At 66.9% G+C, this 26,446-nt stretch carries 22 protein-coding genes and 1 tRNA gene; 9 read left to right on the top strand and 14 right to left on the bottom strand.

Annotated elements, in window-relative coordinates; all coding sequences use genetic code 11:
• The first annotated feature begins 27 nt into the window (after positions 1–27).
• Both F3H13_RS12830 and F3H13_RS12825 read left to right on the top strand, forming a co-directional pair.
• Entirely contained in the window at positions 28–858 is an 831-nt protein-coding gene (locus F3H13_RS12830) for an amidohydrolase family protein (protein ID WP_149799414.1), read from the top strand.
• Positions 859–957: 99 nt separating this feature from the next.
• The gene (locus F3H13_RS12825; RefSeq protein WP_149799413.1) at positions 958–1,464 is read left to right on the top strand and encodes a DUF371 domain-containing protein; all 507 of its coding nucleotides are present in this window, start codon (positions 958–960) and stop codon (positions 1,462–1,464) included.
• A 174-nt stretch (positions 1,465–1,638) separates the two neighbouring features.
• Here F3H13_RS12825 and F3H13_RS12820 read toward each other — a convergent pair whose 3' ends face one another.
• The 3 genes from F3H13_RS12820 to F3H13_RS12810 all read right to left on the bottom strand — a co-directional run bounded on the left by F3H13_RS12820 (position 1,639) and on the right by F3H13_RS12810 (position 2,993).
• Positions 1,639–1,929: a type II toxin-antitoxin system RelE family toxin gene (locus F3H13_RS12820; protein ID WP_149799412.1), complete on the bottom strand. Its 291-nt coding sequence runs from the start codon at positions 1,927–1,929 to the stop codon at positions 1,639–1,641.
• The gene (locus F3H13_RS12815) at positions 1,919–2,116 is read right to left on the bottom strand and encodes a hypothetical protein (protein WP_149799411.1); all 198 of its coding nucleotides are present in this window, start codon (positions 2,114–2,116) and stop codon (positions 1,919–1,921) included. Before F3H13_RS12815 ends, F3H13_RS12820 begins: the two co-directional genes overlap by 11 nt.
• A 277-nt stretch (positions 2,117–2,393) precedes the next feature.
• The gene (locus tag F3H13_RS12810; protein WP_149799410.1) at positions 2,394–2,993 is read right to left on the bottom strand and encodes an NUDIX hydrolase; all 600 of its coding nucleotides are present in this window, start codon (positions 2,991–2,993) and stop codon (positions 2,394–2,396) included.
• A gap of 275 nt (positions 2,994–3,268) precedes the next feature.
• Between F3H13_RS12810 and proS the strand changes: the two genes are divergently transcribed.
• From proS to F3H13_RS12795, 3 genes are all read left to right on the top strand, one after another.
• Positions 3,269–4,744, top strand: coding sequence for a proline--tRNA ligase (gene proS / locus F3H13_RS12805; protein WP_149799409.1), 1,476 nt, complete (start codon positions 3,269–3,271; stop codon positions 4,742–4,744).
• Positions 4,745–4,879: 135 nt separating this feature from the next.
• On the top strand, positions 4,880–6,136 hold the full coding sequence (locus F3H13_RS12800; RefSeq protein ID WP_149799408.1) for a coiled-coil domain-containing protein: 1,257 nt from the start codon (positions 4,880–4,882) through the stop codon (positions 6,134–6,136).
• Positions 6,137–6,244: 108 nt separating this feature from the next.
• The gene (locus F3H13_RS12795; RefSeq protein WP_149799407.1) at positions 6,245–7,516 is read left to right on the top strand and encodes a helix-turn-helix transcriptional regulator; all 1,272 of its coding nucleotides are present in this window, start codon (positions 6,245–6,247) and stop codon (positions 7,514–7,516) included.
• Positions 7,517–7,558: 42 nt separating this feature from the next.
• On the opposite strand, the gene F3H13_RS12790 is transcribed toward F3H13_RS12795, so the two are convergent.
• The 8 genes from F3H13_RS12790 to btuC form a co-directional block, all read right to left on the bottom strand.
• The gene (locus F3H13_RS12790; RefSeq protein ID WP_149799406.1) at positions 7,559–7,690 is read right to left on the bottom strand and encodes a rubrerythrin-like domain-containing protein; all 132 of its coding nucleotides are present in this window, start codon (positions 7,688–7,690) and stop codon (positions 7,559–7,561) included.
• Between the two features lie 138 nt (positions 7,691–7,828).
• Positions 7,829–8,236 (bottom strand): DUF4112 domain-containing protein, encoded by a 408-nt coding sequence (locus tag F3H13_RS12785; RefSeq protein ID WP_149799405.1) that lies wholly within the window; start codon positions 8,234–8,236, stop codon positions 7,829–7,831.
• 270 nt (positions 8,237–8,506) lie between these two features.
• Positions 8,507–8,579 (bottom strand) — tRNA-Thr (locus F3H13_RS12780).
• A gap of 568 nt (positions 8,580–9,147) precedes the next feature.
• The gene (locus F3H13_RS12775) at positions 9,148–9,537 is read right to left on the bottom strand and encodes a peptide ABC transporter ATP-binding protein (protein WP_149799404.1); all 390 of its coding nucleotides are present in this window, start codon (positions 9,535–9,537) and stop codon (positions 9,148–9,150) included.
• Positions 9,524–9,745 carry a hypothetical protein gene (locus F3H13_RS12770; RefSeq protein WP_149799403.1) on the bottom strand — a complete coding sequence of 74 codons (222 nt, stop codon included), beginning with the start codon at positions 9,743–9,745 and terminating at the stop codon, positions 9,524–9,526. The genes F3H13_RS12775 and F3H13_RS12770 overlap by 14 nt, the downstream gene beginning before the upstream one ends.
• A gap of 85 nt (positions 9,746–9,830) precedes the next feature.
• Positions 9,831–10,826 (bottom strand): class I SAM-dependent methyltransferase, encoded by a 996-nt coding sequence (locus tag F3H13_RS12765; RefSeq protein ID WP_149799402.1) that lies wholly within the window; start codon positions 10,824–10,826, stop codon positions 9,831–9,833.
• 64 nt (positions 10,827–10,890) lie between these two features.
• Complete coding sequence (locus F3H13_RS12760; protein ID WP_149799401.1) at positions 10,891–12,174, bottom strand: ATP-binding cassette domain-containing protein; 1,284 nt, start codon at positions 12,172–12,174, stop codon at positions 10,891–10,893.
• Positions 12,171–13,337, bottom strand: a complete 1,167-nt coding sequence (gene btuC, locus F3H13_RS12755; RefSeq protein WP_149799400.1) for a vitamin B12 ABC transporter permease BtuC — start codon at positions 13,335–13,337, stop codon at positions 12,171–12,173. Before btuC ends, F3H13_RS12760 begins: the two co-directional genes overlap by 4 nt.
• Before the next feature lie 62 nt (positions 13,338–13,399).
• Here btuC and F3H13_RS12750 point away from each other — a divergent pair, with 62 nt between their 5' ends.
• A complete protein-coding gene (locus tag F3H13_RS12750; RefSeq protein ID WP_149799399.1) occupies positions 13,400–14,548 on the top strand; it encodes a PGF-CTERM-anchored ABC transporter substrate-binding protein in 1,149 nt (382 codons plus the stop codon).
• 31 nt (positions 14,549–14,579) lie between these two features.
• Here the strand turns inward: F3H13_RS12750 and F3H13_RS12745 are convergent, their stop codons facing one another.
• Positions 14,580–15,827, bottom strand: a complete 1,248-nt coding sequence (locus tag F3H13_RS12745) for a pyridoxal-phosphate dependent enzyme (RefSeq protein ID WP_149799398.1) — start codon at positions 15,825–15,827, stop codon at positions 14,580–14,582.
• Between the two features lie 456 nt (positions 15,828–16,283).
• Between F3H13_RS12745 and F3H13_RS12740 the strand changes: the two genes are divergently transcribed.
• Both F3H13_RS12740 and F3H13_RS12735 read left to right on the top strand, forming a co-directional pair.
• Positions 16,284–16,829: a HalOD1 output domain-containing protein gene (locus tag F3H13_RS12740; protein ID WP_149799397.1), complete on the top strand. Its 546-nt coding sequence runs from the start codon at positions 16,284–16,286 to the stop codon at positions 16,827–16,829.
• Positions 16,816–19,875: a PAS domain S-box protein gene (locus F3H13_RS12735; RefSeq protein WP_149799396.1), complete on the top strand. Its 3,060-nt coding sequence runs from the start codon at positions 16,816–16,818 to the stop codon at positions 19,873–19,875. Before F3H13_RS12740 ends, F3H13_RS12735 begins: the two co-directional genes overlap by 14 nt.
• A 67-nt stretch (positions 19,876–19,942) precedes the next feature.
• Here the strand turns inward: F3H13_RS12735 and F3H13_RS12730 are convergent, their stop codons facing one another.
• Positions 19,943–20,821, bottom strand: a complete 879-nt coding sequence (locus tag F3H13_RS12730) for a DUF7504 family protein (RefSeq protein ID WP_149799395.1) — start codon at positions 20,819–20,821, stop codon at positions 19,943–19,945.
• A gap of 217 nt (positions 20,822–21,038) precedes the next feature.
• On the bottom strand, positions 21,039–24,383 hold the full coding sequence (locus tag F3H13_RS12725) for a PAS domain-containing protein (protein WP_188128068.1): 3,345 nt from the start codon (positions 24,381–24,383) through the stop codon (positions 21,039–21,041).
• 388 nt (positions 24,384–24,771) lie between these two features.
• Between F3H13_RS12725 and F3H13_RS12720 the strand changes: the two genes are divergently transcribed.
• Positions 24,772–26,094 carry an NAD(P)/FAD-dependent oxidoreductase gene (locus F3H13_RS12720; protein ID WP_149799393.1) on the top strand — a complete coding sequence of 441 codons (1,323 nt, stop codon included), beginning with the start codon at positions 24,772–24,774 and terminating at the stop codon, positions 26,092–26,094.
• The last annotated feature ends 352 nt before the right edge of the window (positions 26,095–26,446 follow it).

Here is a 26,446-nt window from a genome sequence, read left to right as displayed (position 1 = left end):
CCCGAGACGGGCCGGTAGAGAGCGGCCATGCTCGGGCTCGAACACGACTTCCGGATCGTCGACACCCGCGCGACCCTCGACCCCGACGAGTCGTCGGTCGCCACCCACGGGCGAGACATCTCACCGGAGCGGCTGGAACGCGAGATGCTCCAGGCGGGGATCGTCCGCGCGGTCGCGAGCCCCGGGCAGCGCGCCGCCGGGCAGAGCTACCTCCGTGCGAACAACGCCGTCGCCCGCCTCTCCATCGACCGGCCGTTCGTCGCGTTCGCCCGTCTTAACGGCCCCCGCGACCCGGGAACCGGCCCCGTCTCGGTCGTCCGGAACCTCCGCGCCGAGCGCGACGACCACCACACCCGGCCGGACGACGTCGAGCAGTACTCCTACGACGACCGGTTTCACGGGTTCACGCTGGCGCCCCACGTCGACGGCCTCCCCGACGAGGACGTGCTGTCTCGGTTGGAGGACGCCGACCTCCCGCTCTTCGTCCACGCGGGGCAGGCGTTCCCGCCCGAGGCGGTCGAGACGGAGCTGCTCGGTTACGACCTCCCGGTCGTGCTGGGGAGCTTCGGCGGCTACCCGCTGGACGCCGAACTGATGAACCGGACGCTGGATCTCCTCGACGAGTACGACCGATTGTACGTCGACACGAGCGCGGTGCGGTACCGCGAGGTGCTCGAACGTGGCGTGTTGGAACACCCAGACCGCGTGCTCTTTGGCTCCGGCGCGCCCGACGTCCACCCCAACGTCGGTGTGATGGAGGTGCTCACCCTCGACGTCTCCGAGGACCTGATGCGCCGCGTACTGGCGAAGAACCCCGCGCGCCTCGTCCCCGCGCTCGCCGAGGGCGCCGACGTCTGACGGCGGGGACCGCCGCCCGCGAACCGACCTCGCCGCCCGCGAACCGACCCCGCCGCCGAAGCGACGGCCACTTGTCGCGCCGCGGCCGAGCCGACGGCAATGAGCGACGAGGACGCAGACGCCCCGCGAATCGGCACCGACGACTCGCGGACCGACGACGACGACCCCCGCGTTGAGGTCGTGCGCGCGGTCGGCCACGAGAACGTCACCGCCGGACACGCGAGCACGTTCGAACTCACGACCGACGACTGGCTCACGCCCGCCGGCGACTGTATCGTCGGCGTCGAGGCCGACCGGACGCCCCGGGACTTCTCGGCCGAGTTCCGCGAGGCGTGCCAAGACTCGGACGCGACGATCGAGGCGACGCTCGTCGTCGACGCGGACGACGGCGAGTACCGAGAGACGGTCACCGGCCGCGGGGACCCCGACCTCGCGCTGCTCGACGACCGCTCGATGGTCGGCCGCACGAGCGACTACACCGACGACGAGCGCACTATCCTCGTCGACGGCGACGGCGCAGCGGCCGACCTCGACCGCGACCTCGTGGCCGCGCTGGCCGACGGCGCAGACCTGACGCTGCGGCTCGAAGTCGACCCGGCCGAGTGATGGCGGCGGGGCCGGTTGTCGCGATGTCATCGACGGACGATTACGCAGTTGCGTGTCCGGATGTCACTCTTGTTAACGTCGGTTGTAAATAAACGGCTGCGTTGAAATTCGCAAGCGATGATACCGTCTCTCGGGCGTGCTGAATACAGGGCGCAGATGTTCTGCGAGTAGCGATTAGCCGTAGCGTTTGTGCGCTTCGTCGATGTCGACGATCTCCACCACCCGGACTTCTTCCAGCTCTTCCAGCACGTCGTAGAAGGCGGTGTGAGTACGGCCGATGTGGAGCCGGTAGATCTCTTCACCGTCGACAGTTAGCTTCTCACGGTCGCCAGAGCCGGCCCCGGGACGTGGATACGGCTCTTCGGCCAGCTTCCGGAGGTTCTCCTTGATTATCCGTGTACTCTTCTCGTCGAGCGCGGAAACGTACTCGCGTGCGTCTTCTGCGAGCAGGACGTTATAGCTCATCAAGCGGCGTCAGTTCCTCCGTGTCCGCCTCGCGAACCTCGCGGACCTTGTTGGCAAGCTGACGCCGTCGGTGCTCTTTGATCAGTTCCTCCAGCAGATCGTCGTAGGTCTTCCCTGCGGACTTTAGCTCGTTCAGCTCTTTCCATCGTTCTTCGGTTACTGGTATTCTTTTTGTTGCGTTGGACATGGTCGGTCTTCATGGCTGTACACCTACAGGGGTGGTCTAGGTCCCTGTGGCGCGTCTGACGCTGAATTCGGTACAGTACGAGGCTCTGTCCACCCACCCGCCTTACTTGATAGGGCCTGAGCCTCGTTGTACATCCTTACAACCTTTACAATATAAAAGCAGCGCTGAGGCTACAACACATGGGTGACGAACTAATCCCTCGCAGTCGCTGAGGGGTCCACCGGAGCCGCACAAATATGCGAGCGGTCGGGGCCGAAGACGCCGAAAGCATGAAGAGTCAGATAGGCAGTTCGGCGTCCGCCCCGACCACCCGATCCGGCTCCGAGGGCGCGCGCCAGTCGGTCGTCCGCTCGAGTAGCTGCACCACCATCCGGCCCGTCACGCCCCAGACGGTGTAGCCGTCGACGTGGAAGTAGTGGACGCGGTGGTCGCCGTACTCCGGGTGGCCGACGCGGCGCTCCGACTCGTAGTTCGCGGGGTCGGTGAGCGCGTCGACCGAGAGGACCGCGACCTCCGCGACCTCCGACTCGTCCGGAACGTACTCGCGGTCGGGCGCGACGCCGACAAACGGGCGGACCGCGTACTGCGAGGAGGTGCGCGTGTCGTCGAGCCGGCCGAGCACGTCGACCTCCGTCGGCCGCATCCCGACCTCTTCGTCGGCCTCGCGCAGCGCGGTGTCCGTCAGCGTCCGGTCGATCGGCTCGCGGCCGCCCCCGGGAAAGCTCATCTGCCCGGGGTGTTCGCCGAGGTGCGCGGCGCGCTTGGTGAAGAGGAGGTGGGCCTCGCCGCCGCGCGCGATCACCGGCGCCAGCACCGCCGCCTCCCGCCGCCCGGCGAGCGACTGCGGCGCGTGTCGACGCAGCCCCGACAGGTCCATGGGCGAAGTAGGCGACGCGAGGCGGTTAACGTTTCCGCGAATTCCGTCCGCGTGGGACGTGAACGCTCGACGGGGAAGCCGACAGATTCGGTTCGACGCGGACGGCGCCGCGACCGCGGCCGCGAATTCGCGCAGATTTACTCCGTTTCGCGCGGTAATCGGTCCGTACCGCGGTGGCGCGACCTTGGGTCGCCGGGGTCGCGGCCGCGTCGGCGACCGCGGCGCGGCGCTCGGGTTCGGACCTTTTAAGCCCGCGACACCCGCTTTCGGGAGTAATGAGCGACGACGACCAGGAGCTCGGGATCACCGAGTCCAAGATGCACAACACCGGCGAGTGGTACGCCGAGGTCGTACGGAAGGCCGGCCTCGCGGACTACGGGCCGGAGGGGATGAGCGGCTTCATCGTCACCCGCCCGCGGGCGTACGCAATCTGGGAGCGCCTCCAGGGGTTCCTCGACGCGAAGTTCAAGGACACCGGCGTCCAGAACGCCTACTTCCCCCTCTTCATCCCCGAGTCGTACCTCGAACGCGAGAAGGACATCGTCGAGGGGTTCGACCCCGAGGTCGCGTGGGTCGACGAGGCGGGCAACAAGGAGCTCGAAGAGCGGCTCGCGGTCCGCCCGACCTCCGAGTCGATCATCACGCCGTACATCTCGCAGTGGGTTCGGAGCCACCGCGACCTCCCGCTGCGCGTGAACCAGTGGTGCTCCGTCGTCCGGTGGGAGGCCACCGAGACGAAGCCGTTCTTCCGCACGAAGGAGTTCCTCTGGCAGGAGGGCCACACCGCGCACGCGACGAGCGAGGACGCGTGGACGGAGACGATGACGCGGCTCGACCAGTACGAGTCCGTCTACGAGGACCTGCTCGCGCTGCCGGTCCTGAAGGGGCAGAAACCGGACCACGACAAGTTCCCCGGCGCGGACACGACGACGACCGTCGAGGCGCTGATGCCCGACGGGAAGTCGGTCCAGGCGGGCACCTCTCACCACCTCGGGCAGTCGTTCGCGGAGGCGTTCGACATCACCTACTCCGACGAGGACGAGGAGGAGCGCGTCGCCCACACCACCTCGTGGGGGCTCTCGTGGCGCGCGCTGGGCGCGCTGATCATGACGCACTCCGACGAGCAGGGGCTCGTCCTCCCACACACCGTCGCGCCCACCCAAGTGGTCGTCGTCCCCATCTGGCAGGAGGACACGAAAGACGACGTGCTTGAGTACGCCGAAGGCGTGGCCGACGACCTCGATGAGGCCGGGGTCCGCGTCGAGCTCGACGACCGCGACGAGCGCAACCCCGGGTTCAAGTTCAACGAACACGAGCTGAACGGCGTTCCCCTCCGGATCGAGATCGGCCCCCACGAGGTCGACGACGAGGAACTCACGCTCGTCCACCGCCCCGACGGGGAGAGCGTCGCGGTCGACCGCGAGGGCGTGGCCGAAACCGTCCGCGACGAGTTCGACGAGATATACGCCAAGCTGTACGCGACCGCCGAGGAGACCCTCGACGACGGCGTGCGCGAGGCCGACGACCGCGCGGACATCCTCGGCACGCTCGGCCAGCACGGCGGCTACGTGAAGGCGCCGTGGTGCGGCGACGAGGCCTGCGAGGAGCCGATCAAGGAGCCGATGGCCGCGGAGATCGTGATGGTCCCGTTCGAGGACGAGGACTCCCTCGTCGGCGACGGCCACGACGAGACGTGCGCGATGTGCGACGCCGACGCGGAGCGGACCGCCTACTTCGCGAAGACGTACTGAGTCGCCGCGAGGTCCCCGGCCGCGACCGCGTTTTCTCGATCTCTCCCCTTCCCCGTCACGTCATGCGATTAATCCGCGTTGATCCGAGTTAACGGAGTTTCGGATATATAGGGACGGAGCGCGAACGGGCTGGTAATGAACCGATGGATTGCCAGTCTCGTCGTCGCGGCCGTCGCCGCGGCGGTGATCGCCGGGGCCGCCGCCGCCGCGCCGGCGGGGCCGGTGGCGCCGCAGACCGATTCGCCGACCAACGCGAGCGACGGCGAGAACGCGAGCGCCGCGAACGCGACGACTGACCTGAGCCCCGGCGAGCGGCTCGCCGGGGTCGTCGGCGTTCAGGGGGCCGAGATCGAAGGCGAGGTCGAGTCGCGCGCCTTCGAGGTCGGACTCCGGGAAGCCGAGACCAACGAGAGCCGCGCCGCCGTCGTCGCAGACCGGCTGAACCGGACCGAGGAGCGGCTCGCGGAGCTGGAAGAACAGCAGCGGGAGCTGCGCGAGCGCCGCGATGCCGGCGAGCTGAGTCAGGGTGCGTACGCCGCGCGGATGGCGACGACGACCGCGCGGATCGAGACGCTCTCCCGCGGGCTGAACCGGAGCGCGAGCGCAGCCGCCGAGCTCCCGCCGTCCGTCCGCAACGAGACGGGCGTCGACGACGAGCGGGTAGCGACGCTACGAGAGCGCGCGAACAAGCTCAGCGGCCCCGAGGTCGCCGCCATCGCCCGCGGCGTGGCCGGCAACGGTGTCGGCGGGCCGGTCGGACCCGAACGGCGCGGGCCCCCCGGGAACGGCACCGAACGCGGGCCGCCGGCAGACGCGGGGCCGCCCGGCGGGGGGGCGCCCGGGGATAGCTCGGGAAACGGGTCAGTCGGGACGCCCGGATCGGGCCTGGGGAACGGCACGGCGGGTCCGGGGAACGGCACGGCGGGTCCGGGGAACGGCACGGCCGGATCGCCGGGACCGGGGAACAGCACGACCGGATCGCCGGGATCGGGGCCGGAGAACGGCACGACCGGATCACCCGGAGCGGAGAGCCCGAACGGGTCTTCTCCGGTCGGCTCGCCAGGAGACGGTAACGCGACCGGCGACGGCGCCGACAATTCCTCGTCAGGCTCGCCGGGCAGCTCCGAGAGCGGGTCCGAGAACAGCGGCAGTCCGAGCGACGGCGCTTCAAGCAACGGCGGTTCGAACGACGGCACTTCAAGCAACGGCGGTTCGAACGACGGCGGTCCCAACGACGGCGCTTCAAGCAACGGCAGTTCGAACGACGGCGGTCCCGACGACGACGGTCCCGGCGGGAACGGCTCGAACCCCGGCGCGGACGCTCCGTCGGTCGAAACCGTCGCGGACGCCTCGCCCGCGGTCGTGAGCGGCCCCTCGCGCCTCGATGCGTGAGCGACGCGGCGCCGTGAACGGGCACGCCAGGGTGTCGCGAGTCGGGGTGGCGGGCCGAATCCGTCCCGGATGGGAAGGAATTTACCGGCAGTCCGTGTGACGTAATCTGTGCAGCGAGCGCCGATCCTTCTCGCCGTCGTCGCCCTCCTCGGAGCCGTCGGCCTCGCGCTCGGCGCGGGCGGCGCGGGCGCGGCCCCGTTCGAGGGCGGCTTCGCCCAGATGGACGTCGAACCGGACGACGTGTCGATGGAAGTCGACGTCCGGCCGGACGGCGACGCGCAGTGGACCGTCGAGTACCGGATTCGGCTCGCCACCGACGAGGAAGAACAGGCGTTCGAACAGCTCCGGGCGGACGTCGAGAACGACACCGAGGCGTACACAACCCGGTTCCGCGACCGGATGGTCTCGACCGCGGCGACCGCGGAGTCGACGACGGGCCGCAACATGACCGTCTCGAACGCGACCGTCACCGCGGAGCGCCGCGAGCTCCCGCAGGCGTACGGCGTGTTGACCTACCGGTTCGAGTGGACGAACTTCGCCGCCGTCGACGGCGACCGACTGCGCGTCGGCGACGCGGTCGACGGGCTGTTCTTAGACGACCCCTCGTCGCTCATCATCTCGTGGCCGGAGGGGTACCGACTCGGCGAGACGACGCCGGAGCCGAGCGAGGTCCGCGAGCGGTCCGTCGTCTGGAACGGCCCGGTCGACTTCTCGGCCGGCCAACCGCGGGTCGCGGTCGCGCCCGCGGGGCCGCTCTCCGGACTCCCGACCGCCGGAATCGCGGCGCTCCTCGCCGCACTCGTCGTCGCCGGGGGCGCCGTCGCCTACCGCCGGCGGGGCGACGACACGGTCGAGGACGCGGGAGCCGTCGCGTCTGCCGGCGGAGCCGGCGCGACCGAGAGCGACGCGACCGAGGGCGAGCCGGCGAGTGCGGCGGGCGCAGCGGGCGCCGACGCTGCCGCGAACGACGGCTCGGCGTCCGACGACGGCGACGACGCGGAAGCCGGCACCGAATCGGCGGGCGCGTCGGGCGAGGCGCCGCCCGTCGACAGCGACCTGCTGAGCAACGAGGAGCAGGTGCTTCGGCTCATCGAGTCGCGGGGCGGGCGGATGAAACAGAAGCAGGTGGCCGAGGAGCTCGACTGGACGGCCGCGAAGACGAGTCAGGTGGTGACCGGGCTGCGCGACGAGGGCGACCTCGACGGCTTCCGGTTGGGCCGCGAGAACGTCCTCTCGCTCCCCGACTACGACCCGGAGGCGGACGCGGGCGAGGGAACGGAGGGCGAGGAGAGCGACGACGGGAGTGATGAAAGCGGCGGGAGCGGTGAAAGCGACAGGAACGATGATAACGACGAGCGCGACGCTACCGGCGGCGACTGACCGAACCGACGGCGGTCTGCGCCCGACTCGGTTCGGTCCGAGTCACAGGTCCCGCGAGCGACCGATGTGACACAGTTCTCCCCCGCACTGACACTGGCCGGGTGAGTCTGTTCGCCGGCCGCATTTGAAACACTCGTACACTTCTTCGGCGTCGTGGTCGTATTCTGGTCGCATATATGCCGATACGTGCCCATGGTAGATAATCACACGCCTAATATTGTTTAGATAATATAAACCAGGGGACGAGTACCGGTGACCGAACGATCGGAGTTTCCTGATTTGGAGTCTCGGAGCGAGAGTCTCGGTGGGCTCCTACGCGTCCGCAGCGAGTGCTTCTATCACCAGTTCGAAGTTGCGCGTGTTGGCCTTCCAAGCGACGTCGAAGAGGTCGCCGACGACCGGGACCGTTCCCACGAGTACGTCCAGGGAGATGTTCGCTATCATTCTGAGCAGCGTCGTGTAGGACACGCCGAGACGGGCCGCCTCGACCACGATATACAGCGAAATTCCGCCGGTGAGTACGTCTCCCGCCCCTGGGAGGATACCGAGCAGCGGGTCGATACCGATGCGATACCCGATTCCCGGCACGCGGACGCCCTCGTCGAGAACGTACGCGACGAACTGTATCCGCTTGATCGCCGCTCGGTCGACGGAGTCCGGGAGGCGATCTATCCGCTCGTTGAACTCGGCCAGAAACTCGTTCTGCTGTGCGCTCGTCATAGACCACGTACAGTTTCCCGCCGAATAACCCTGCTGTCGGTAGTTCACCCCTATGAGCCGCAGCAAATCGATATCTACCACTTACCGAGGGATTCAACAGAGCTATCGAGAGGAAAACCCCGAAGCGCGTGAGCCACAGCGCTTCGACTCGGCTTCGTGCCGTCAGAAGAGCCGGAGGTGGCGATTGTGAACCACGGTCGCTTCGCTTCGCTCCACTCTCTGATTCAAATCCCGCTTTGGCTTCCGCTGCTCACGTTGTTCGCAGCAGGAAGCCGGAGGAGGGATTTGAACCCTCGACCTATTCCTTACGAAGGAATCGCTCTGCCAGCTGAGCTACTCCGGCACGCATGCTTCAATTCCCGGACGGAAAAATAAGGGTTCCGAAACGGGGACGGGACGGCGATCCGACGCGCCGAATGGCGCGCTGGAACCGGCAAATTACACCGATAGTAACCGGACGCACGTACCGAATACCCACGTATTCTATTCAGATACACACAAGAAAACGGAACACAATACAAGTGTATAAGGAAAAAGACTAAATACGCGTTCGAACCTCAATCTAGATGTGATAACACCGCCCGCGTGCCGAGACGGCGGGGATCGAATCCCTCGGCGGTGCGTGCCCGGTCGAAGCCCGTACCGGGCGACGATAGCCTCGCCGGCCGTCAACCCCACGGCGCCTCGGCGCGGCCGTCATCCCCAATAGCGTTCCGTCGCGGCTACCGTGTGAAACGCGTCGCCGACGCGCCAAGCGCAAAATCGCCTCTGGTCCGACGACCAACGCCGCGACCGCTTGTCATGTGACGGGCCCCGGCCGCGCCGCCCCACCCCCCTCGGGGCGCCGCGGCCTTTTCGCTGTCCGGACCGCTCCTCGCGAGCGGCGCCGCTGCGCTCCTCGCCGCCCGACGCTACGCGAACAGCCGCCGGGCTCGACGGACCGTCGCGGAGAGGCCGCCGTAGCCCGCGCCGACGACTCCCGCGAGCCGCAGTTCCGCGGGCGCGACGCCGAGACGGTGCGCGAGCGGGCCGGGTCGCGCGTCCGCCCCCGCGACCGCAACCGTCCGCCCTTGGACCCTGATCTCGGCGGTGAGCCCCGCGCGCACCAGCTCCGCAACCGCGCGGTTCGAGACCGACTCGCCCGGCAGCCGCCGAGCGACTCGGAGGGCGTCGCCGACGCGCTCGACCTCGACGAACAGCCGCCGGTCCGTCGCGTGGACCGCGGCGTCGACCCCGTCGACCGAGAGGGTCAGGTCGTCGGTCGCGACCGAGAGGGCGTCCCGCGAGTCAGTCCCGCTCACGCGTCGTGATCCGAACGCCGCCGTCGACGCGCCACTCGGCGTGCTCGGCGTCGTCGCCCGTGCCGCTCGGCACCTCGACGGTCATCTCTTCGAACTGGTAGTGGATCTCGGCGTTCCGGCCAGTGAGTCGGTCGTACAGCCCGATCGCAAGCTCCGGCCAGGTGGTCGTCTCGTCGATGCGCTCCTCGGAGTCTGCGGCGTCGCTCATGCGAACACATGTTAGAGAGTAACACTCATAAACGGACACCCTGACATGTCGTGCCGGTGTTCCGAGGCGGCGCGTCGCGACCGGGTCAGTCGCCGGCACGCGTCAGGCGCACGTCGAGACAGACGTTGTACTCGTGGGGGGCGTACGACCTGACGACGCGCTCGGTCTCGACGTCGACCGCGTAGGCGTCGCCCGCGGCCGCCTCGATCGCGCGGCGCCCCGGGCCGAACGGGTCGTCCTCGTGTTGGATGTCGTAGTAGTGGACGACGCAGTCGTCGCCAGCGAGCGCGACCGCCGTGTCGAGGAACTCGTCCGCGGAGTGCGGGAGGTTCATCACGAGGCGGTCGGCCGTGTCGGCGTACTCGTCGGCGAGCTCCCGCACGTCGCCCGTGACCGCGGTCACGCTCGCTGCGACCCCGTTTCGCGCGGCGTTCTCGCGGAGGAACTCGACGGCGCGCTCGTTGAGGTCGCACGCGACCACGTCGGCGCCGCGGGACGCCATCGGCACCGCGTACGGCCCAACGCCGGCGAACATGTCGACCGCCGACTCCCCGGATTCGACCTGCTCGATCACGCGGTGGCGCTCCGTCGCGAGCCGCGGCGAGAAGTACACCTCGGCCACGTCGAGCGCGAACTCGTGGCCGTACTCGCGGTGGACCGTCTCCGTGCCGTCCCCGGCCAGCACGTCCCACCGCCGGACTCGCAGTTCGCCCTCGATCGGCGACGCGCGGTTGAGGACCGTCTCGCAGGGGATGTCGGAGTCCATCACGGCCGACGCGATCTCGCGGGCGCGCTCGTCGTCGTCCTCGTCGACGATGACGATGTCGCCCAGTCGCTCCAAGGAGGGCTCGTAGCCGAGGATCTCCGCGGGCGCCGTCGGTCGGTCCCGTCGCTCCGGATCGCGCTCGACGATCCGGTGGGCGAGGTCGGCGGGCACCCGGTCGCGACCGGACACGGGGATGTAGATCGTGTCGTCCTCGACCGCGATCCGGTGGTCGCCGTCGAGAGCGTCGGCGTCGGCGAGCCGGCTCCGGACGGTCTCGCCGCGCTCGCGGTCGACGGCGACGCAGGGAACGCTCATCGTCGGGGGGACGCGGGCGAGCGAATAAACGGTGACGCTTCGCGGGCGGCGGCGGAAATCGGGATCACTCCTTCTCGGCAGCGGCGTCCGCGACCGCGTCGAGCAGTTCCTCGTCACCGACGTCCACGGCGACCGGAACGACGTCGTCCGCGGCCGCCGCGACCTCGGCGTTCGGGCCGTTCGCGGGCGGGCCGTTCACGGTCGGGCCGCTCCCGGTCGGGTCGCTCCCGGTCGGGTCGTTCGCGCCGTCCCCCGAACGCTCGACGCCGACCGCGAGCGTCGCATCCGCGTCGGCCGCAAGGTCGCGCGCAGCCGCGATCGTCGCCTCGGCGGGCCCCTCGAACGGCGGCGCCGTCACGGCGGTCGCGCCCGCGTCAGCGGCGGCGCCGGCGGCCGCGTCGCCCGCGGGGACCACGCCGACCGAGGGCTCGTGGCCCGCGGCGGCCAGTCGGGCGACGACGCGCGCGGCGGGGCGCCCCGTGCCGACCACGTGGACGCGCCGACTCTCGACGTCGCTGTGCGGGAACGCCGTCACCGCGGGCGTCCCGGTCGCCGGGTTGCGGCCGACGAACGCCTCCGCGTCGAAGGCGGCGCCGACGGCCGACGCCGACAGCACCGATTCGGGCGGCCCGGCCGCTCGGACCCCGCCGTTCGCGAGGACGACGACCTCGTCGCAGTAGCGCGCGGCCGCGTCGAGGTCGTGGATCGCGGCGATCGCCCCGCGGTCGCCGTCGTCGACGAACGCGCGGACCAGTTCGAGCGTCTCGACCGCGTGGTTCACGTCGAGGCTGGCGGTCGGCTCGTCGAGGAGGAGGAGCGGGGCCGCCTGCGCTAAGGCCCGCGCGAGCAGCACGCGCTGGCGTTCGCCGCCCGAGACCGCGGTGATCGACCGGTCGTCGAACCGGTCGACGTCGGCGGCCGCCATCGCGGCGTCGACCGCGGCGTCGTCTTCGACGCCGTGCGCGTCGAAGCGGCCGAGGTGCGGCGTCCGCCCCATCTCGACGACGTGGCGCACGCGGAAGTCGAACGCGAGGTTCGTCGTCTGCGGGACGCTCGCGACGCGGCGCCCGACCGCCTTGGCCGACAGCGACGAGGCCGGGTCGCCGCCGATCTCGACGGTCCCCGCGTCCGGTTCGACCGCGCCGGTCACCGCGCGCAACACCGTGGTCTTCCCGGCGCCGTTCGGGCCGACGAGGCCGACGAGCGAGCCGGGCTCGACGCGGAGGTCGACGCCGGAGACGACGTCGAGGTCGCCGAACGAGACGGCCACGTCCGACGCCGACAGCAGCGGCGCGTCGCCGAGCGAGAGCGCCGTGTCGGGGAGCGATACGGGGCTGTCCGCGCTCACAGCTCCGTCACCTCCCGCGTCACGAGCAGGTAGACAAAGAAGGGCGCGCCGACCGCGGCGGTGACGATACCGACCGGATACTCCGCCGCCGCCGAGCGCGCGAGCGTGTCGGCCGCGACGAGGAACGTGCCGCCGGCGAGCGCCGCGGTCGGGAGCAGCACCCGGTGGTCGGGGCCGACGACGAGCCGGAGCATGTGCGGGACGATGAGCCCGACGAACCCGATCACGCCGGCGAACGCGACGCCGGCGGCCGTGATGAGCGCCGAGGCGGCGAGCAGCACGCGCTTGGTGCGCTCGACCGCGATGCCCAGCCCGCGGGCCTCCTCTTCGCCGAGCAGGAGGACGTTGAGGTCGCGGGCGTACGCGAGCAGCACGGCGAAAAGCGGCGGCACGACGGCGGCGGTGACGGCGACCTCGCTCCACGCGGCGCCCGAGAGGTGGCCCATCAGCCACGCGACGATCTGCCGGAGCGACTCGCCGGCTTGGAGCTGGAGGTAGGAGACGACCGCGCCGAGGAACGTTTGGACCGCGACGCCGGCGAGGAGGAGGGTGGCGACGGGGGTCCGACCGCCCCGCGTCGCGATGGCGTACACGCCGAAGGCCGCGACGAGCGCGCCGACGAACGCGAAGAGACTGGTCCCCGCCCCGCGAGAGAGGCCGACCTCGACGGGGCCGACGAGCGGGAGCGCGAGGGTCGCCGAGAGCGCGGCGGGGAAGACGATGAACGCCACCGCCCCGACCGCCGCCCCGGAGGAGACGCCGATGATCGACGGGTCCGCCATCGGGTTACGGAAGAAGCCCTGCATCACCGTGCCGGCGGCGGCGAGCGCGAACCCGACGAGCGCGGCCAGTAGGATGCGGGGGAGCCGCACGCCGACGACGATCCGCTGGTGGACGGAGTCGACGGGGAACGCGAACGGCGACGCGAACGCGAGGTCGACGCCGGGCAGCGTGAGCGGGCCGACGCCGGGGACCGACAGGGGGCCGACGCCGCTCGCGCTCGTCTCGATCCCGGCGGGAACGGAAAGCGCGTTCAACACCGACTTCACCACGGTCTCCGGAGGGATCCGGACCGGCCCGATCGCGGCGCTGCCGACGACGACGACCGCCAGCAGCGCGGCTACCGCCGCTGACCACGCCGCCGAGCGGACCCACGGTCGCATACGTTCTCCAACACAACTTGTAGTAGGTAAATACTTATTGGACGAGGCCGGTCGTCGATCCGATGCGAAACAGCTTCGCGATCGCGATGGCCCTGCTGGTGACGACCGCCCTGATCGGCGGCGTCGCCGGGACGGCTGCGGGCGCACAGCCGACGATATCGACGGACGGACCGACTGCGGGCGCGCAGCCGAACGCGGAGGCGGGGCCGGCAGTCGGGGCCGCGAGCGGAACGGGAAGCGGTCCCGCACAGACCGACGGGGCCTGCGGGTTCCCGTTCAACGAGACCGACGCCACCGGGGAGACGGTGACGCTTGAGGAGCGTCCCGAGCGGATCACGACGCTCAATCCGTCGGCCGCGCAGACGCTGTGGGAGCTCGGCGAGCAGGACCGCGTCGTCGGCGTGAGCCAGTTCGCGTTCTACCTCGACGGGGCCGAAGAGCGCGCGAACGTCTCCGCCGAGTTCGGCGCGAGCGTCGAGCGCGTCGTCGACACAGAGCCCGATCTCGTGCTGGCGCCGAACTCCTCGGCGGCGGACGTCGAGCCGCTCCGCGAGCAGGGGCTGACCGTCTACCACTTCCCGGCGGCGACCTCCATCGAGGACATCGCGGAGAAGACGGAGACGATCGGCCGGCTCGTCGGCGCGTGCGACGCCGCGAGCGAGACCAACGAGGAGATGTACGACGCGGTCGAGACCGCAGAGGAGCGGACCGCCGACCTCGACCGCCCCGCCGCGCTGTACCCGCTCGGCGGCGGCTACGTCGCCGCGAACAACACGTTCATCGACTCGATCATGACCGCGAGCGGGACGGACAACGTCGCCTCGGAGTACGAGGCGTACCCGCAGCTCTCCGACGAGGTGATATTGGAGACGGACCCCGAACTGATCATCGTCACCGACCCCGAGGCCGCCATCCTCGAGCAGGAGCCGTACGCCAGCACGACCGCGGGCGCCGAGGGCAGCTACGTGGTGATGAACGTGAACTACCTCAACCAGCCGGCGCCGCGCAGCGTGATCGAGTCGACGGACACGCTCTCGAACGCGGTGGTCGAGCTTCAGGAGGAGGGGAGCGAGCCGACGGACGGCGATGACGGGAACGAGACGGACGAAGAGGAGAGTGCCGGAGACACGGGCGCGGAGTCGCCCGGCTTCGGCGTCGTCGCGGCCGCGCTCGCGCTGCTCGCGACCGGGCTGCTCGCGCGGCGCGACTGAATCGGATTCGGTCCGAACCGGCGGTTTCCTTTTAAATACCCTGGCCCATCAGGTGGCTGCGCAGGATGTCCGGGGTCTTCAGCCCGGCGTCGCTGTTGAGCAACACGACGGTCTCGTCGCCGTCGAAGAAGTCGTCCTCCGCGAGCGCCCACGCGCCGGCGGGGGCCGCGCCGCCCGCCGCGCCCATCTCGACGACCTCGTTTTGGGCCACGGCGACCGCGCTGGCGAGAATCTCGTCGTCGTCGACGCCGACCGCGGTCCCGCCGCTCTCGGTGACTGCCTCGACGGCCGCGGCGCCGCCGGCTGGGTCCGGGATCTCCAGTTCGCCGCAGATGGTGTCCGGGGTCGACCACGGCTCCGGCTCGTCGAGGCCGCGTTCGACCGCGGCCGCGATCGGGGCGCAGCCGGACGCCTGCGCGGCGACGACCTTCGGAGTCCCGTCTATCGCGCCGATCCGGTCGAGTTCCGAGAATCCCTTATAAACCCCGGCGACGACCTCGCCGGAGCCGGTCGGGACGACGACGACGTCCGGGGCGTCGCCCAGGTCGGCGACGAGCTCGAACGCGACCGTCTTCGCGCCCTCGTGGCGGTACGGCGTGGCGAACTCGCCGAGGTCGGTGTAGTCGGTCGCCAGCTGCTCGTCGACCGCGTCGGCCGCGTCCGGGAAGCGGCCGCCGACCACGCGCATCTCGCCGCCGTGGACGTTCGTCATCGACTTGTTCGAGAAGGCGCACCGCGAGGGGACGAACGCGTACGAGCGCAGGTCAGCCCGGCCCGCGTACGCCGCCATCGACTGCCCGGCGTTGCCGGGGCTCGCGCAGACGAGCGGCTCGACGTCCGCCCCGTCCGCGGCCCGGCCCGCCACCGCGGTCACGGCGAGCGAGAGGCCGCGGTCGAGGACGGTCCCCGTCGGGTTGCGCCCCTCGTCTTTGACGTACACCGCGTCGACGTCTAACTCGTCGGCGAGCCGCTCGGTGGCGACGAGCGGCGTGGCGCCCTCGCCCGCGGTGAGCGCGCGCTCGGCCGGGAAGGGTAACAGCGCGTCGAAGCGCCAGTGGCCCCTCGCGGTCGCGGGCGCCGTCCGCGCGTCGCCGCTCGCCCCTCGCGCCGCCGGGTCGAAGAGGTCGTCCGGGTCGACCGCGTCGTAGTCGTAGACGGGGTCGAGGCCGCGCGCCCGCTCGTCGGCGTCGATTTCCGCCGCGTCGGCGGTCTCGTGAACGCGTCCCGACGCCCGACTCTCCAGCCCGCGAAACGCCGGCGTGGTCTCGAAGTCAGCCATACCGAACCTTGCGGCGGCGGCGACTAATCGCTTCGCACTCGACGGTGGACCGCCATAGAACTGACTCCCCGAACGTGCGGTGGCGCGTGCCCGCGAGGCCGCCTTGCGGTCGAGCCGCGAGGGACCGAAGGTCCCTTTGGAAGCCGGCGCGTCGCGCCGGCGACAGCACGCGCGAGGGAGTCAGTCGTCCGGAGCAACGCGGAGGGCGACTGACTAGGGGAGAGCGGAGCTCTCGCTTACAGCCGGGCTCCGGCGACGAGGACAGCTTCTACCTCCAGTCGCGCGGCCTTGACGGCGACGCCGAGCAGATCGATAGTCGCAGTTGTCTCGTGGTGTGTGCGAGCGGACGTCCGTCGAGAGTCGCGCACACGTACATATCCGGTATGGGCCGTGAGAGCCGGAGTGGTCCGCGAAACGAAACATGTTGATCGGCTATTTATGTATGTCAATAGACCTATGAACTCGAAATCGTCAGTAATTCGCTTTGACCCGACGGCTATTCAGTCGACACTCGACGCAGTATTCACTGCTGTCTCCGAATTTAAAAACACAGATGCGGAGAAGCTTCGACGTCTCGATGAATTCGTTGACCCCGACACGATCAACCAGCTGTTTGGTGGTCCAGGTAGTTCGACAACGCGTATTGAAGAGGGGGCTCTTTCGTTTCGATACGACGATGTATTCGTGACTGTGACACATGACGGATGGATCGAGGTCGTCGACGCAGACGCGTTCCGCACACGGCCAGCGCACCATAGACTGTCAGCCGACGCACGCGCACAGCAATCGACCGAAGCGGCTCTCGAGGCGGCGGCAGCGGCGTTCGCCGAGGCCGAAGAATACGTCTGGACCGCCGCTAGCAACACGTCGGACACTGAACTCGTTGATCCGCTCTGGGCGGTGGTGGAGCGGCTCTGGGCCATTCAGACATCGATTGACGACCTGACCGCCCAGTCGTCTTCGGCTGAACCGCTGGCAACACGGACAGATGACCAGTCGTGACGAGGTGATCGGTGACACGCTGTTCAACCTCGGCGTCGACCTCAACCGGGAAGAGACAGTAGGCGGCGCTATTGATCGGACACTGACTGCGGTCCGTACCACACTGGGGGACACAGCGATTACCGTGTGGCGATGCCGCAACAAGCATGGTGGCAACCTTGAGAACGCCCGATCGCCCGAACAGCTGTCCCCACCATTGTTCAGTTCCGAACGCGATACGGGCCGGTCGGCTCGAATCCCGTCACCGGACGCAGCTCTGATCAAGCGATGTTTCACGGCTGATGTGCCGGTTCGAACTGACGGGGTGGCCGGACCAATCTCACCGAACGATAACCGCTGGCTTCCGCGTCAGGAACTTTTCGTTCCGGTCGATTCCGAGCGTGTGCTGTCGGTTGGGTGGAATCACCACGATCTCGCGACCGCGTTGGACGAGTCCGGTGTCCGCGACGTTCTCGAGCGAGCAGCAGGGTTACTCGCCGCGGCACTTGACCGTATCAGCTCCCAGACCCGTGACCCGACGGGCGAGATCGCCTCGGAGATCCGCCTCGGTGCGTTTCAACAGGCGATTGAGGACGCCGCCGATGGCGTCGCCATCCTTGACGACGAGGCGTACGTCTATATCGACCGGACGCACGTCGACATGTACGGATTCGACAGCAAACAGGAGCTGCTCGGTCGAAGCTGGCGAGAGCTATACGCTGCGAATGAAGCGGCACGGATCGAGAAGGAAGCTTTCGACGCGCTCGAACGCGGTGGTCACTGGCAGGGGCAAGTAACGGGAAGTCGGCCAGACGGAACGACGTTCCCGGCAGAGCTTTCGCTGACGATGGTCACTCCATCCCGAATGGTCTGTACGGTGCGTGACGTGACCGACCGTGAAGCGCGGGAACGCGAGCTCTCATTAAAAGAGCGGGCGCTGGACGAAGCAGGGACCAGCATCCAGATTACGGACCCGACCCAACCGGGGAACCCGTTGGTGTACGTCAACGAGGAGTTTGTACAGCTGACCGGATACGAGCGGTCAGCGGCTCTCGGCCGAAACCCGAGATTCCTCCAAGGCCCCGGATCAGATTCGGAGACGACAAAACGCATCCGTACGGCGATCGAAACCGAGCAGCCGATAACGACTAAGCTGAGAAACTACACCGCGGAGGGTGAACCGTACTGGGCGAAGCTCTCCGTGACGCCGGTTCGAGACGCGAACGGAATCGTGACAAACTACATCGGGGTTCAACACGATATCACCGGGCAACGGCGGCGGATCAGAGAGCTCAGAGATCAGACTGAGCGGCTGGAACTCGTCCTTAGCGGGACGGAGACGGGCATCGGTGAGTGGGACTTCAGTACCAACACAGTCACGTTAGACGCCACTTTACGAGAGGCGGTCGGAGCGAGCCCGACGACGATAGACGAGTGGCAAGCAATAGTGTACCCGGAGGACCGCGAGCGTGCCGCTGACGCCTTACGGCGCCCGATCGAGACCGGCGACCCGGCTGCTGAGACGATACGAATCGGGACGGATGACAGCGAAGTCACGTGGATAGATCTACACACCGTTGCGAGCGATGCCGGTAATGGCTCCGCCAGTGTGCTGGCGATGGGGCGAGACGCGACGAAGCGCTCCGAGCGTGTGAAATGGGCGTCGAAACTGTTTGATCAGGGCCCGCTGCTGTTCGTTCAAACTCGGGCCGTTGGCGGCGAAGCGGTCATTGAGGCCTGTGACCGGTCGTTTTCCGATGCGCTGGGGTACGAGCGCGAGATGGTGGTTGGACAGCCGCTCAGCGAGTTTTACGACGATAGCTCGGCCGATTCGCTCCAGACAGACGGCTACGAACGCGCGCTTAGCGGCGATCTCACCGTTGCGGAACGCACGCTCGTGACGACGGACGGCGACACGGTCCCGTGTCTGTTACGGGCGATCCCGCGCACCGTCGACGACGAAGTCGTAGGTACCGATGTGCTGTTCATCGATATCTCTGAACGCGAGAAGTACACTCGGCGACTGGAGGCAGTGTTTAACAGCCCGCACCAGTTTACTGCGTTAGTCCGCCCCAACAAAATCGTGACCGACGTGAACGATACGCTGGTTACACGCATCGGCGTTGATCGGTCGACAATAGTTGGTGAACCGATCGACAAATTCCCGTGGCTGAACCTTGACCCGAGCCACGGGCTCACGGTTTGTGAGGCGGTCAACCACGCGGGTGACGGTGAACTCGTCCAGACCGAAGGAGAACTACAGGGCTCAGACGGTCTCGCACGCATCGACGTGTCGTTCAAGCCGATTCGTAACGCCGCTGGTGAAATCACGCTGATCGCGGTTGAAGGGAAAGATATCACCGTGAAGACGCGACAGCGACAGCATTTACAGGTGTTCCAGCGGGTCGTCCGACACAACGTCCGAAACGATTTAAATAAACTCGTGGGATGGACAGCGATACTCGCCGAGGAACCGGACGCCGACTGTCGTCAGGATCATCTCCGCCGACTGACGCGTATATTCGACGGGTGGGAACGGCTTACGAACAAAATGCAGGTGATCGATCGCGCGATACGGGAGATACCACACGACGAGTCGACCGTTAACATCGCTGAGGTCACTGAAACGGCCGCAACAGCGGCACAGGAGAACAATCCGGACGCAACGATCGCTGTCTCTATCGACGCGGCCGACGGGACTGTCTCACGGTGGCTTACACACCCGCTTACCGAGGCCATAAAGAACGCGGTGGCCGCAGGAGACCGAGCAGACCCATACGTCAACGTGTCGGTGAAACAGGCAGACAACGGCTGGCTCCAGATCGTCGTGGCCGACGACGGGCCTGGCATGCCAGATATCGAGCGGGGGGTACTCGTCACCGGCGAAGAGACGCCGTTACAACACGGTTCCGGGCTCGGGATCTGGCTAATTCGGATGTTAGTCTCGGTGCTCGGCGGGGAGATCGACGTAGAGGTGACCGACACAGGTACCGAAGTCGTGCTTCGCGTTCCGACGTCGTCAGTAAACCGCAATCCGGCTTTAGTCGCACCTGAGCAGATGTCCTAGGGGGCGCACCGTACAAACTGCGAGGAGTGTGGAAGGGTCGGCAAAACAAAGCGCAGTCTCACCGTATTTACTCCGGGGTGAACCGCGGCCGTCTTCGTCGATTGTCCGCTTGGACCGACACTTCACTATCCGAGTACGGCGACGAGCCAACCACTTGCCATGTAGGCGCAACGTCTCGCTTCCCACCCACTCGCGCCTCTATCTGGCTGTCGGCGGTTCGCATCTCTAAGACGTAATCGAAGTGCGCCGACCCGAACCAGTCGGTGCCGTCGGTGTCGCTCGCTGGTGGCAGGTGGACGAGTCCGCCGACGCCCTGATTTCGCCACTGGCCGACCAGTTCGTGAAGGAACCTGTCAAGCGCAGCCGAGTCGTGATGCGCCAGCAGTTGCGTCAGCGTCGCGATCGCGAACGTTCCCGTTCGGTCACCCGTCGCGAGCCGCGTCGTCGCGCGCTCGGCGGCGACACCGAGTGAGGTGAGGTCGCCGCACCGGACCGGTCCGGAGTCGGTAGTCGCGACGTCAACACCGCCGTCTGTCTCGGCACCGGGGGTGGAATCGATGACGAACGGGTCCATCGTTGAGAGCCGCGAGCGAACTTCATGGCGCGGGTACTTGGTAGTCAACACTGCGCCCGTCTCGGTCATCGCCGCGTACATGGCGTAAAACAGGTCATCATATAGTTGGGAGCTCGGCGCAGCAAATCCAACGATATCGTCGTGTTGGACCGCAACATCGGCGATGAAAGCCGGTGCGATCGTCTCTGGAGACGGGTCTAAAACGGCTTCGAAGGCCTCACCGGGGTGGCTTTCGGCTGCAAGAAGCCGGTCGACCAGCTTGTTCCCGTAGTCGTCGACGTAGACAGAAGAGTCGACCCATGACGAACGGTCTTCACTCGTCGCAGTCGCGGCGGCTTCAGTGGGCCAGTTCAGATACTCGTACACCATCATAGTCAACTCGGACGGCCGGGCACTCATTCTGTCTCACCTCTTTCGGTCGGTATCGGGTATAAAAGGCCCTTCACCGGGATTTGCGGCGCGTCATTCCGTCCCAAAATCATACCTTCTATTCTTTCAGTGTCAATACTATTTCTACGCCCGAAGATATGTGGCAGACAGAATAGATACCGAATATATCCGTGCCTCAGCAATCGTTTACAATCGTTCGTCACTCGAAGAATCCGCGGATGATCTTCGACTCCGCGGCGCGCAGATGCTGGTGGAGCGTCGACGAGGACACGTCGAACCGGTCGGCGAGATCGGCACCGTTGATACCACGCGGATCATCATAGTATCCTTCTTGGAGCGCTGTCTCGGCGATCTCCCGCTGTCTTCTCGTCAACTCTGTACTCCCGGCCGACTCGTCGCGTCTACCGGATGACCCGGACAGATGGCGCTTCGAGACGAGCTGACACGAATCGGAGACGGTAGACAACTCCTCGCGGACCCGACCGATCACCCCCGGGTCCCTGGTCCAGAACTCCAAAACGTCAGCGTTCGGGCGGGAACGGACACAGCTCAGTTGTGTGTCTGTCCGCATGAGTACGTCGCGAACCGAGGCCAGCGACCGGTCCGGTGTATCTCTCATCCGCACGGCAATCTCGTGGACGCTGCTATCGATCGAGTCAATACTGTCGAGTTCGAGGCCCGGCGTCGCCGCGACGTAATCACGAAACGCGGTCTCGGTGTAGCCGTCGACGCGACCCGTTAAGTGAAAGTTCTCCCTACCCGTTAACGCAACGTGTTCGACGACAATCGTACCGGACGTCGAGAGGCCCGGAAAGAGCGGCGATGGGCCCCGACACTCGAGGTCGAAGGCGATCGGTGCGTTCGACGCGTTCGCAGACTCAAGCGTTGACAGGCGCATTCCGGCGGCGTCCGCAACCGCACCAACCGCTTGGCGTTCTGGTTCGGTGAAGCGCTCGGCATCTGTACTGATAAACTCGGCGACGGCATGGACGGTCTCGTAATGGCTCACCGGAACCGCGAACGATTCTCGGTAGCCGAAATGGAGCAGTCGGTTGAGCCACTCACCGTCAGTTCCCTCAGTCTCTTGTCCGTCGACGACATGCTGTTGTTCGTTTTGTGATGCGGCGATAATCGCGGGGAACACCTGCTCGTCGTTTTTGTACAGCTTTGCCGGTCCACCCGCCTCGGACACGTCGACAGGATCGATCCGCTCTGCGACCGGATCATACGTCCCGACAAACGCGTACTCCGCCACACGATCGCCGAAGTCGACAACTGCTTCACGCACTGCCGCCGACGTCTCCGCAGTCACAATCGCTTCAATGGCGTCGACCACCCCCTCCCACAGGTTCTGGTAGCGGTCAGCTTGCCGCTGGGTTCTGGTGACATCATTCGAGAGCCCCGCTATCGATGTTTCCTGACGGAGTTGTGTGAGTGCTGCCGAGACTTGCTGGCTCACCGCCCGAATAAACGATTCCAACGTCTCGTCCCGTTCGTCGACGACGACGCTCAACAGACTCGTATCACCGAGCTGTGTGACGAGTGCCTGCTTCTCGGCCGCGCCGCCCGCGTCGATAACGGCGTCGGCCGGGAGCCAGCACGTGTCGGACTCGGTAAACGCGCGCCAGAGGTCCGTCTCGCCCGGAAGAATTCGCCGTCGGCTACGTGATTCGGAGTTGTCTCCCGCGGTCGCGAGCCGAACCAGCTCCCCCTCTGACGTATTGCGGTCGTATATCGCGATCTCATCGGCCGTCACCACGTCGGCGACCGCCTCGACGCACGCGTCAAACGCGTCTTCCGGATCCGTTGATTTGAATACACGGTTGCTCACGGCGTAGAGGTTCGTCAACCGGCGCTGCCGGTCGAGCTCGTCACGCGCATCGGTGAGATCGGTGATGTCGTTGGCGACGCCGAGTACCGCGTCCTCATCGCTGTCGGCCGGCTTGAATGGTATTTTCCACGTTTCTAAGACCCGCTCGTTGCCCGCGGCGTCGGTCAGCGTCTCCTCGGTGCGATGGAGCGGCTCGCCGGTCTCGATCACCCGTCTATCGTCGTCGGTGAATGCGTCCACCTCGTCGGGCTCGGCCGTGTAGTCGGCATCAGTCGAACCGATCAGGTCCGAGACGGTAGTACCGTACGCGTCGGCGACCGCTTCGTTCGCGAGCAGGAATTCGCCGTCGGTGTTCTTCGCGAATATCAGCTGCGGGACTGTATTCATGACGCGTTCGAGCTGATTGCGTTCAGACGCTATGCGGTCGCGCGCAGTACGTAGTTGACGTCGCTGCGCGACGAGTTCGATTGCCGTCTGGAGGTACTGTGTGACGATCAAAATGATCTCACGTTCGTCCTCGGCGAGATCGTCCGTTTCCGGCGATCCGACGAGAAACACGCCATCGTCGTCGATAGGGACGATAAATTCGGTACCGATTGGTGTCTCCCGGTTGTGAACGCCCACCTCGGCGGCCACATTCGGATAGTATGCCGGTGTCCCAGCGTCGAACGTCTCCCACGCAAGCGATTCACCGGGGCGGAACCGCGGTACCGCCTCGACAATCGACGCTCCGCTACTGGAGACAGACACCGGAACGAGCACGTCGGCCGCGGTCTCCGCGGTTCCTGTCGGGTTCGCCGTATCCGTCCCAGCAGGTTCGTGTGCCCAATACCCGGAGAACGGCCGATCAATAATCTCCGTCACGCCCTCGATCGCAGTATCGATCACGTCCTCGTAATCGTCAGCAGTCATCAGCTCTTCGGCGAGCGAGCGTGTCTCCTCAAGCCGACGGAGTCGGCGTTCTTGTTCGGTGAGATCGAGGTTCACGCAGGTGATTCCCCCGTCGGGAAGCTGTGCGAGCGACACGCGCTGTGTAATCGGCGTGCCGTCCCGTTTGACGCCGACTAACTCTCCGTCCCACGACCCGGTCTCCTCGACGACCGGGAGAACTTCGGCCTCGATCCGTTCGATGACGTCGTCCGCGTATATCTGCCGCCAAGTCCCGCCGAGCAGCTCCTCGGCGTCGTCGTACCCGAACATCGTGACGTGGGCGTCGTTGAGGTACGTGTACTCACCGTCACCGTCTAATAACGCGATACCGGAGGTCGTCAGGTCCATCGCGGCCGCCTGCTGTTCGAGCCGAGCCAAGTTCGCCGTGCGTTCGCTGGCGTCTTGGAAGATTCCGAGGACGTACTCGGTGCCCGCGTGTGTGAACGTCGTTGACCGCACGTCGACGGGCACCGTCGACCCGTCTGCACGCAGAATCGTTACCGGCTCCTCCGCGTCGGCACGGACGTGTTCTTCCCGCCCGTCCTGGACCGCCTGAAACCCTTCTCGATGGCGCGTCTCGCTCTCTGGAGGGTGAAGTTCGGTCTGGTGCATCCCGATAAGCGAAGACCGGTTGCGACCGAACAGCTCGGTCGCAGCCTCGTTTACCGCCACGACGGTTCCGGTGGCGGCTTCCGCGGCAAGGACCGGTGCTGGACCCTCTATCGCCAAGCGCGCGAGGAACGCGTCGGCTCCGTGGTCGGGAGACGTGGGTTCCGGACTCATCTTGTTATATATCTCACTATTCTGGATCGATTTGAGAGTATCGCCGTAATGACCCATAACTAGATTATACAGCCTAAGCGTAGGTTTACAGGAGGTAGAGTGAGACACTCATTGTTGACGGATGAATCTCAGTTAAAATCGTCAATAACTGAGTTGCGAACCAGTGATGATTCTCACACAGAATTTTTGACAGATTAAATCTGTTGAGTAGAAGGGGCAGATCGAACGCGTCCTCCGAGATTCCGGAGGAGCCGTCCAGGCGTTTCGTATCGTCGTAGCGGATTTATGCGTGCCTCACGTCAGTCTCTGTCCCACGCGTTCAGTTCCCTCGGTTACCCGCGAGCGAATCCCGCCGCCGCTTATAAACCCGCGACCCGATACGTCACGTATGAACGGAGACGCCACGGTCGTCGGCGGCGGGCTCGCGGGGCTCGTCGCGGCGACGCGGCTCGCCGAGGCGGGCGCGGACGTGACGCTGTACGAGCGACGGCCCGAGGTCGGCGGGCGCGTGCGGACGGAGACGGTCGACGGCTTCACCCTCGACCGCGGCTTTCAGGTCCTCTTCTCCAGTTACCCCGCGGTCGAACGCGAGCTGGGCGCCGACGGACTCGACGACCTCGACATGCGGACGTTCGCCCCGGGCGCGACCATCTGCCGGCCGGGCTCGCGCTCGACCCTCGGGGACCCCCTCCGCGACCCGCGCTCCGCGCTCCCCTCGCTTTTGAACGATGAGGTCTCCTTCTCGGACAAGCTCCGGACGCTCGCGCTCCGGTACGACCTCGCGAACCGCGAGGAGGACGACTTCTTCGCCGGCTCGGACGCCTCGATCGGCGAGTACCTCCGCGACTGGGGGTTCGCCGACGACTACGTGACGAACTTCGTGGAGCCGTTCTACGGCGGGATCACCCTCGACCGCACCCTCTCGACCTCGAAGCACGTCTTCGAATACACGTTCCGCGCGATGGGCCGCGGGTCGATCGGCGTCCCCGCCGCGGGGATGGCCGCGCTGCCCGCCGCGCTCGCCGACCGCGCCCGCGAGGCGGGCGTCGAGATCCGGACCGGCGAGGACGTCGATTCGGTCCGCGTCGCGGGAGGGGGCCGGATCCCGTTCCGGACCGGCAGCGGCGACGCCGACGGCGCCACCGTCGAACACGCGGACGGCTCGACCCGCGAGACGGACGCGGTCGTCGTCGCGACCTCGCCGCCGGAGGCCCGGCGGCTCACCGGCGTCGAGTCGGTCCCGACCGAGGGCGTCCCGAACGTCACCGGCTGGTACGCGCTCCCGGCGGGCGAGTCGCTCGAGACCGGCAAGCGGATCCTGCTAAACGCCGCGATCGAGTCCCCCAACGCCGTGGTCCCGATGTCGGAGGTCGCGCCCGAGTACGCGCCCGACGACCGGGCGCTGCTCGCCGCGACGTTCCTCGGCGAGGAGGCGCTCGAACGCGACGACGCGGACCTCCGCGACGACGTCCGCGACGCGCTGGAGGCGTGGTACCCCGAGCGTGACTTCGAGGGACTGGAGACTCTCGACGTCCACCGGATCCGGTTCGCGCAGTTCGCGCAGCCGCCGGGGGTCCACGCCAATCTCCCGGACGTGGACGATCCGGAGGGGCCGGTCGTCCTCGCCGGTGACTACACGGAGTGGTCGTCCATCCAGGGGGCGCTGAAGAGCGGGCGGACGGCGGCCGCGGCGGCGACTGAGTATTTTTGACATCCTCCTCCGCCTGAAGGCGGAGGAATCCCGAGCGGTGGGAGTTTCAGGTTCGCAACCATGGACGCCGCCACTTTACGGGAGCTCGTTTAACCCAGTCGTCGTGGTCGGTGGCTGTCTGGCCATGCCAAATGGCCGTTACTCCTATCCTCGGCGCCGTTGACCCTCTCCTGTTGTTTTTGCCAGCAGAAGGTCGCTGGTGCGTTAGCGGATTTGGAGTTACCTTTGGGCTTACTCAGGCCGACAGGCACGAGACGAACCCTTCGAGGATTCGTGTTCACCACGTCGGCGTTTCGGATACTGCCTCGTTACTGTGGGCGGACAGACCGCCTCCAAAGGTCGTTCGGAATCC

Origin of the sequence: Halorubrum xinjiangense, assembly GCF_900102375.1 — an archaeon.
Classification (GTDB): Archaea; Halobacteriota; Halobacteria; order Halobacteriales; family Haloferacaceae; genus Halorubrum; species Halorubrum xinjiangense.
This window is presented reverse-complemented; position numbering and strand designations above follow the sequence as displayed.

What these genes read in the sequence shown, in the direction of transcription:
- F3H13_RS12765 (WP_149799402.1), bottom strand. Translation starts at nt 10,826, where the DNA reads ATGAGCGTTCCCTGCGTCGCCGTCGACCGCGAGCGCGGCGAGACCGTC.
- F3H13_RS12825 (WP_149799413.1), top strand. Translation starts at nt 958, where the DNA reads ATGAGCGACGAGGACGCAGACGCCCCGCGAATCGGCACCGACGACTCG.
- btuC (WP_149799400.1), bottom strand. Translation starts at nt 13,337, where the DNA reads ATGCGACCGTGGGTCCGCTCGGCGGCGTGGTCAGCGGCGGTAGCCGCG.
- F3H13_RS12745 (WP_149799398.1), bottom strand. Translation starts at nt 15,827, where the DNA reads ATGGCTGACTTCGAGACCACGCCGGCGTTTCGCGGGCTGGAGAGTCGG.
- F3H13_RS12790 (WP_149799406.1), bottom strand. Translation starts at nt 7,690, where the DNA reads ATGCGACCAGAATACGACCACGACGCCGAAGAAGTGTACGAGTGTTTC.
- F3H13_RS12720 (WP_149799393.1), top strand. Translation starts at nt 24,772, where the DNA reads ATGAACGGAGACGCCACGGTCGTCGGCGGCGGGCTCGCGGGGCTCGTC.
- F3H13_RS12800 (WP_149799408.1), top strand. Translation starts at nt 4,880, where the DNA reads ATGAACCGATGGATTGCCAGTCTCGTCGTCGCGGCCGTCGCCGCGGCG.
- F3H13_RS12815 (WP_149799411.1), bottom strand. Translation starts at nt 2,116, where the DNA reads ATGTCCAACGCAACAAAAAGAATACCAGTAACCGAAGAACGATGGAAA.
- F3H13_RS12730 (WP_149799395.1), bottom strand. Translation starts at nt 20,821, where the DNA reads ATGATGGTGTACGAGTATCTGAACTGGCCCACTGAAGCCGCCGCGACT.
- F3H13_RS12750 (WP_149799399.1), top strand. Translation starts at nt 13,400, where the DNA reads ATGCGAAACAGCTTCGCGATCGCGATGGCCCTGCTGGTGACGACCGCC.
- F3H13_RS12785 (WP_149799405.1), bottom strand. Translation starts at nt 8,236, where the DNA reads ATGACGAGCGCACAGCAGAACGAGTTTCTGGCCGAGTTCAACGAGCGG.
- F3H13_RS12735 (WP_149799396.1), top strand. Translation starts at nt 16,816, where the DNA reads ATGACCAGTCGTGACGAGGTGATCGGTGACACGCTGTTCAACCTCGGC.
- proS (WP_149799409.1), top strand. Translation starts at nt 3,269, where the DNA reads ATGAGCGACGACGACCAGGAGCTCGGGATCACCGAGTCCAAGATGCAC.
- F3H13_RS12810 (WP_149799410.1), bottom strand. Translation starts at nt 2,993, where the DNA reads ATGGACCTGTCGGGGCTGCGTCGACACGCGCCGCAGTCGCTCGCCGGG.
- F3H13_RS12725 (WP_188128068.1), bottom strand. Translation starts at nt 24,383, where the DNA reads ATGAGTCCGGAACCCACGTCTCCCGACCACGGAGCCGACGCGTTCCTC.
- F3H13_RS12830 (WP_149799414.1), top strand. Translation starts at nt 28, where the DNA reads ATGCTCGGGCTCGAACACGACTTCCGGATCGTCGACACCCGCGCGACC.
- F3H13_RS12740 (WP_149799397.1), top strand. Translation starts at nt 16,284, where the DNA reads ATGAACTCGAAATCGTCAGTAATTCGCTTTGACCCGACGGCTATTCAG.
- F3H13_RS12770 (WP_149799403.1), bottom strand. Translation starts at nt 9,745, where the DNA reads ATGAGCGACGCCGCAGACTCCGAGGAGCGCATCGACGAGACGACCACC.
- F3H13_RS12820 (WP_149799412.1), bottom strand. Translation starts at nt 1,929, where the DNA reads ATGAGCTATAACGTCCTGCTCGCAGAAGACGCACGCGAGTACGTTTCC.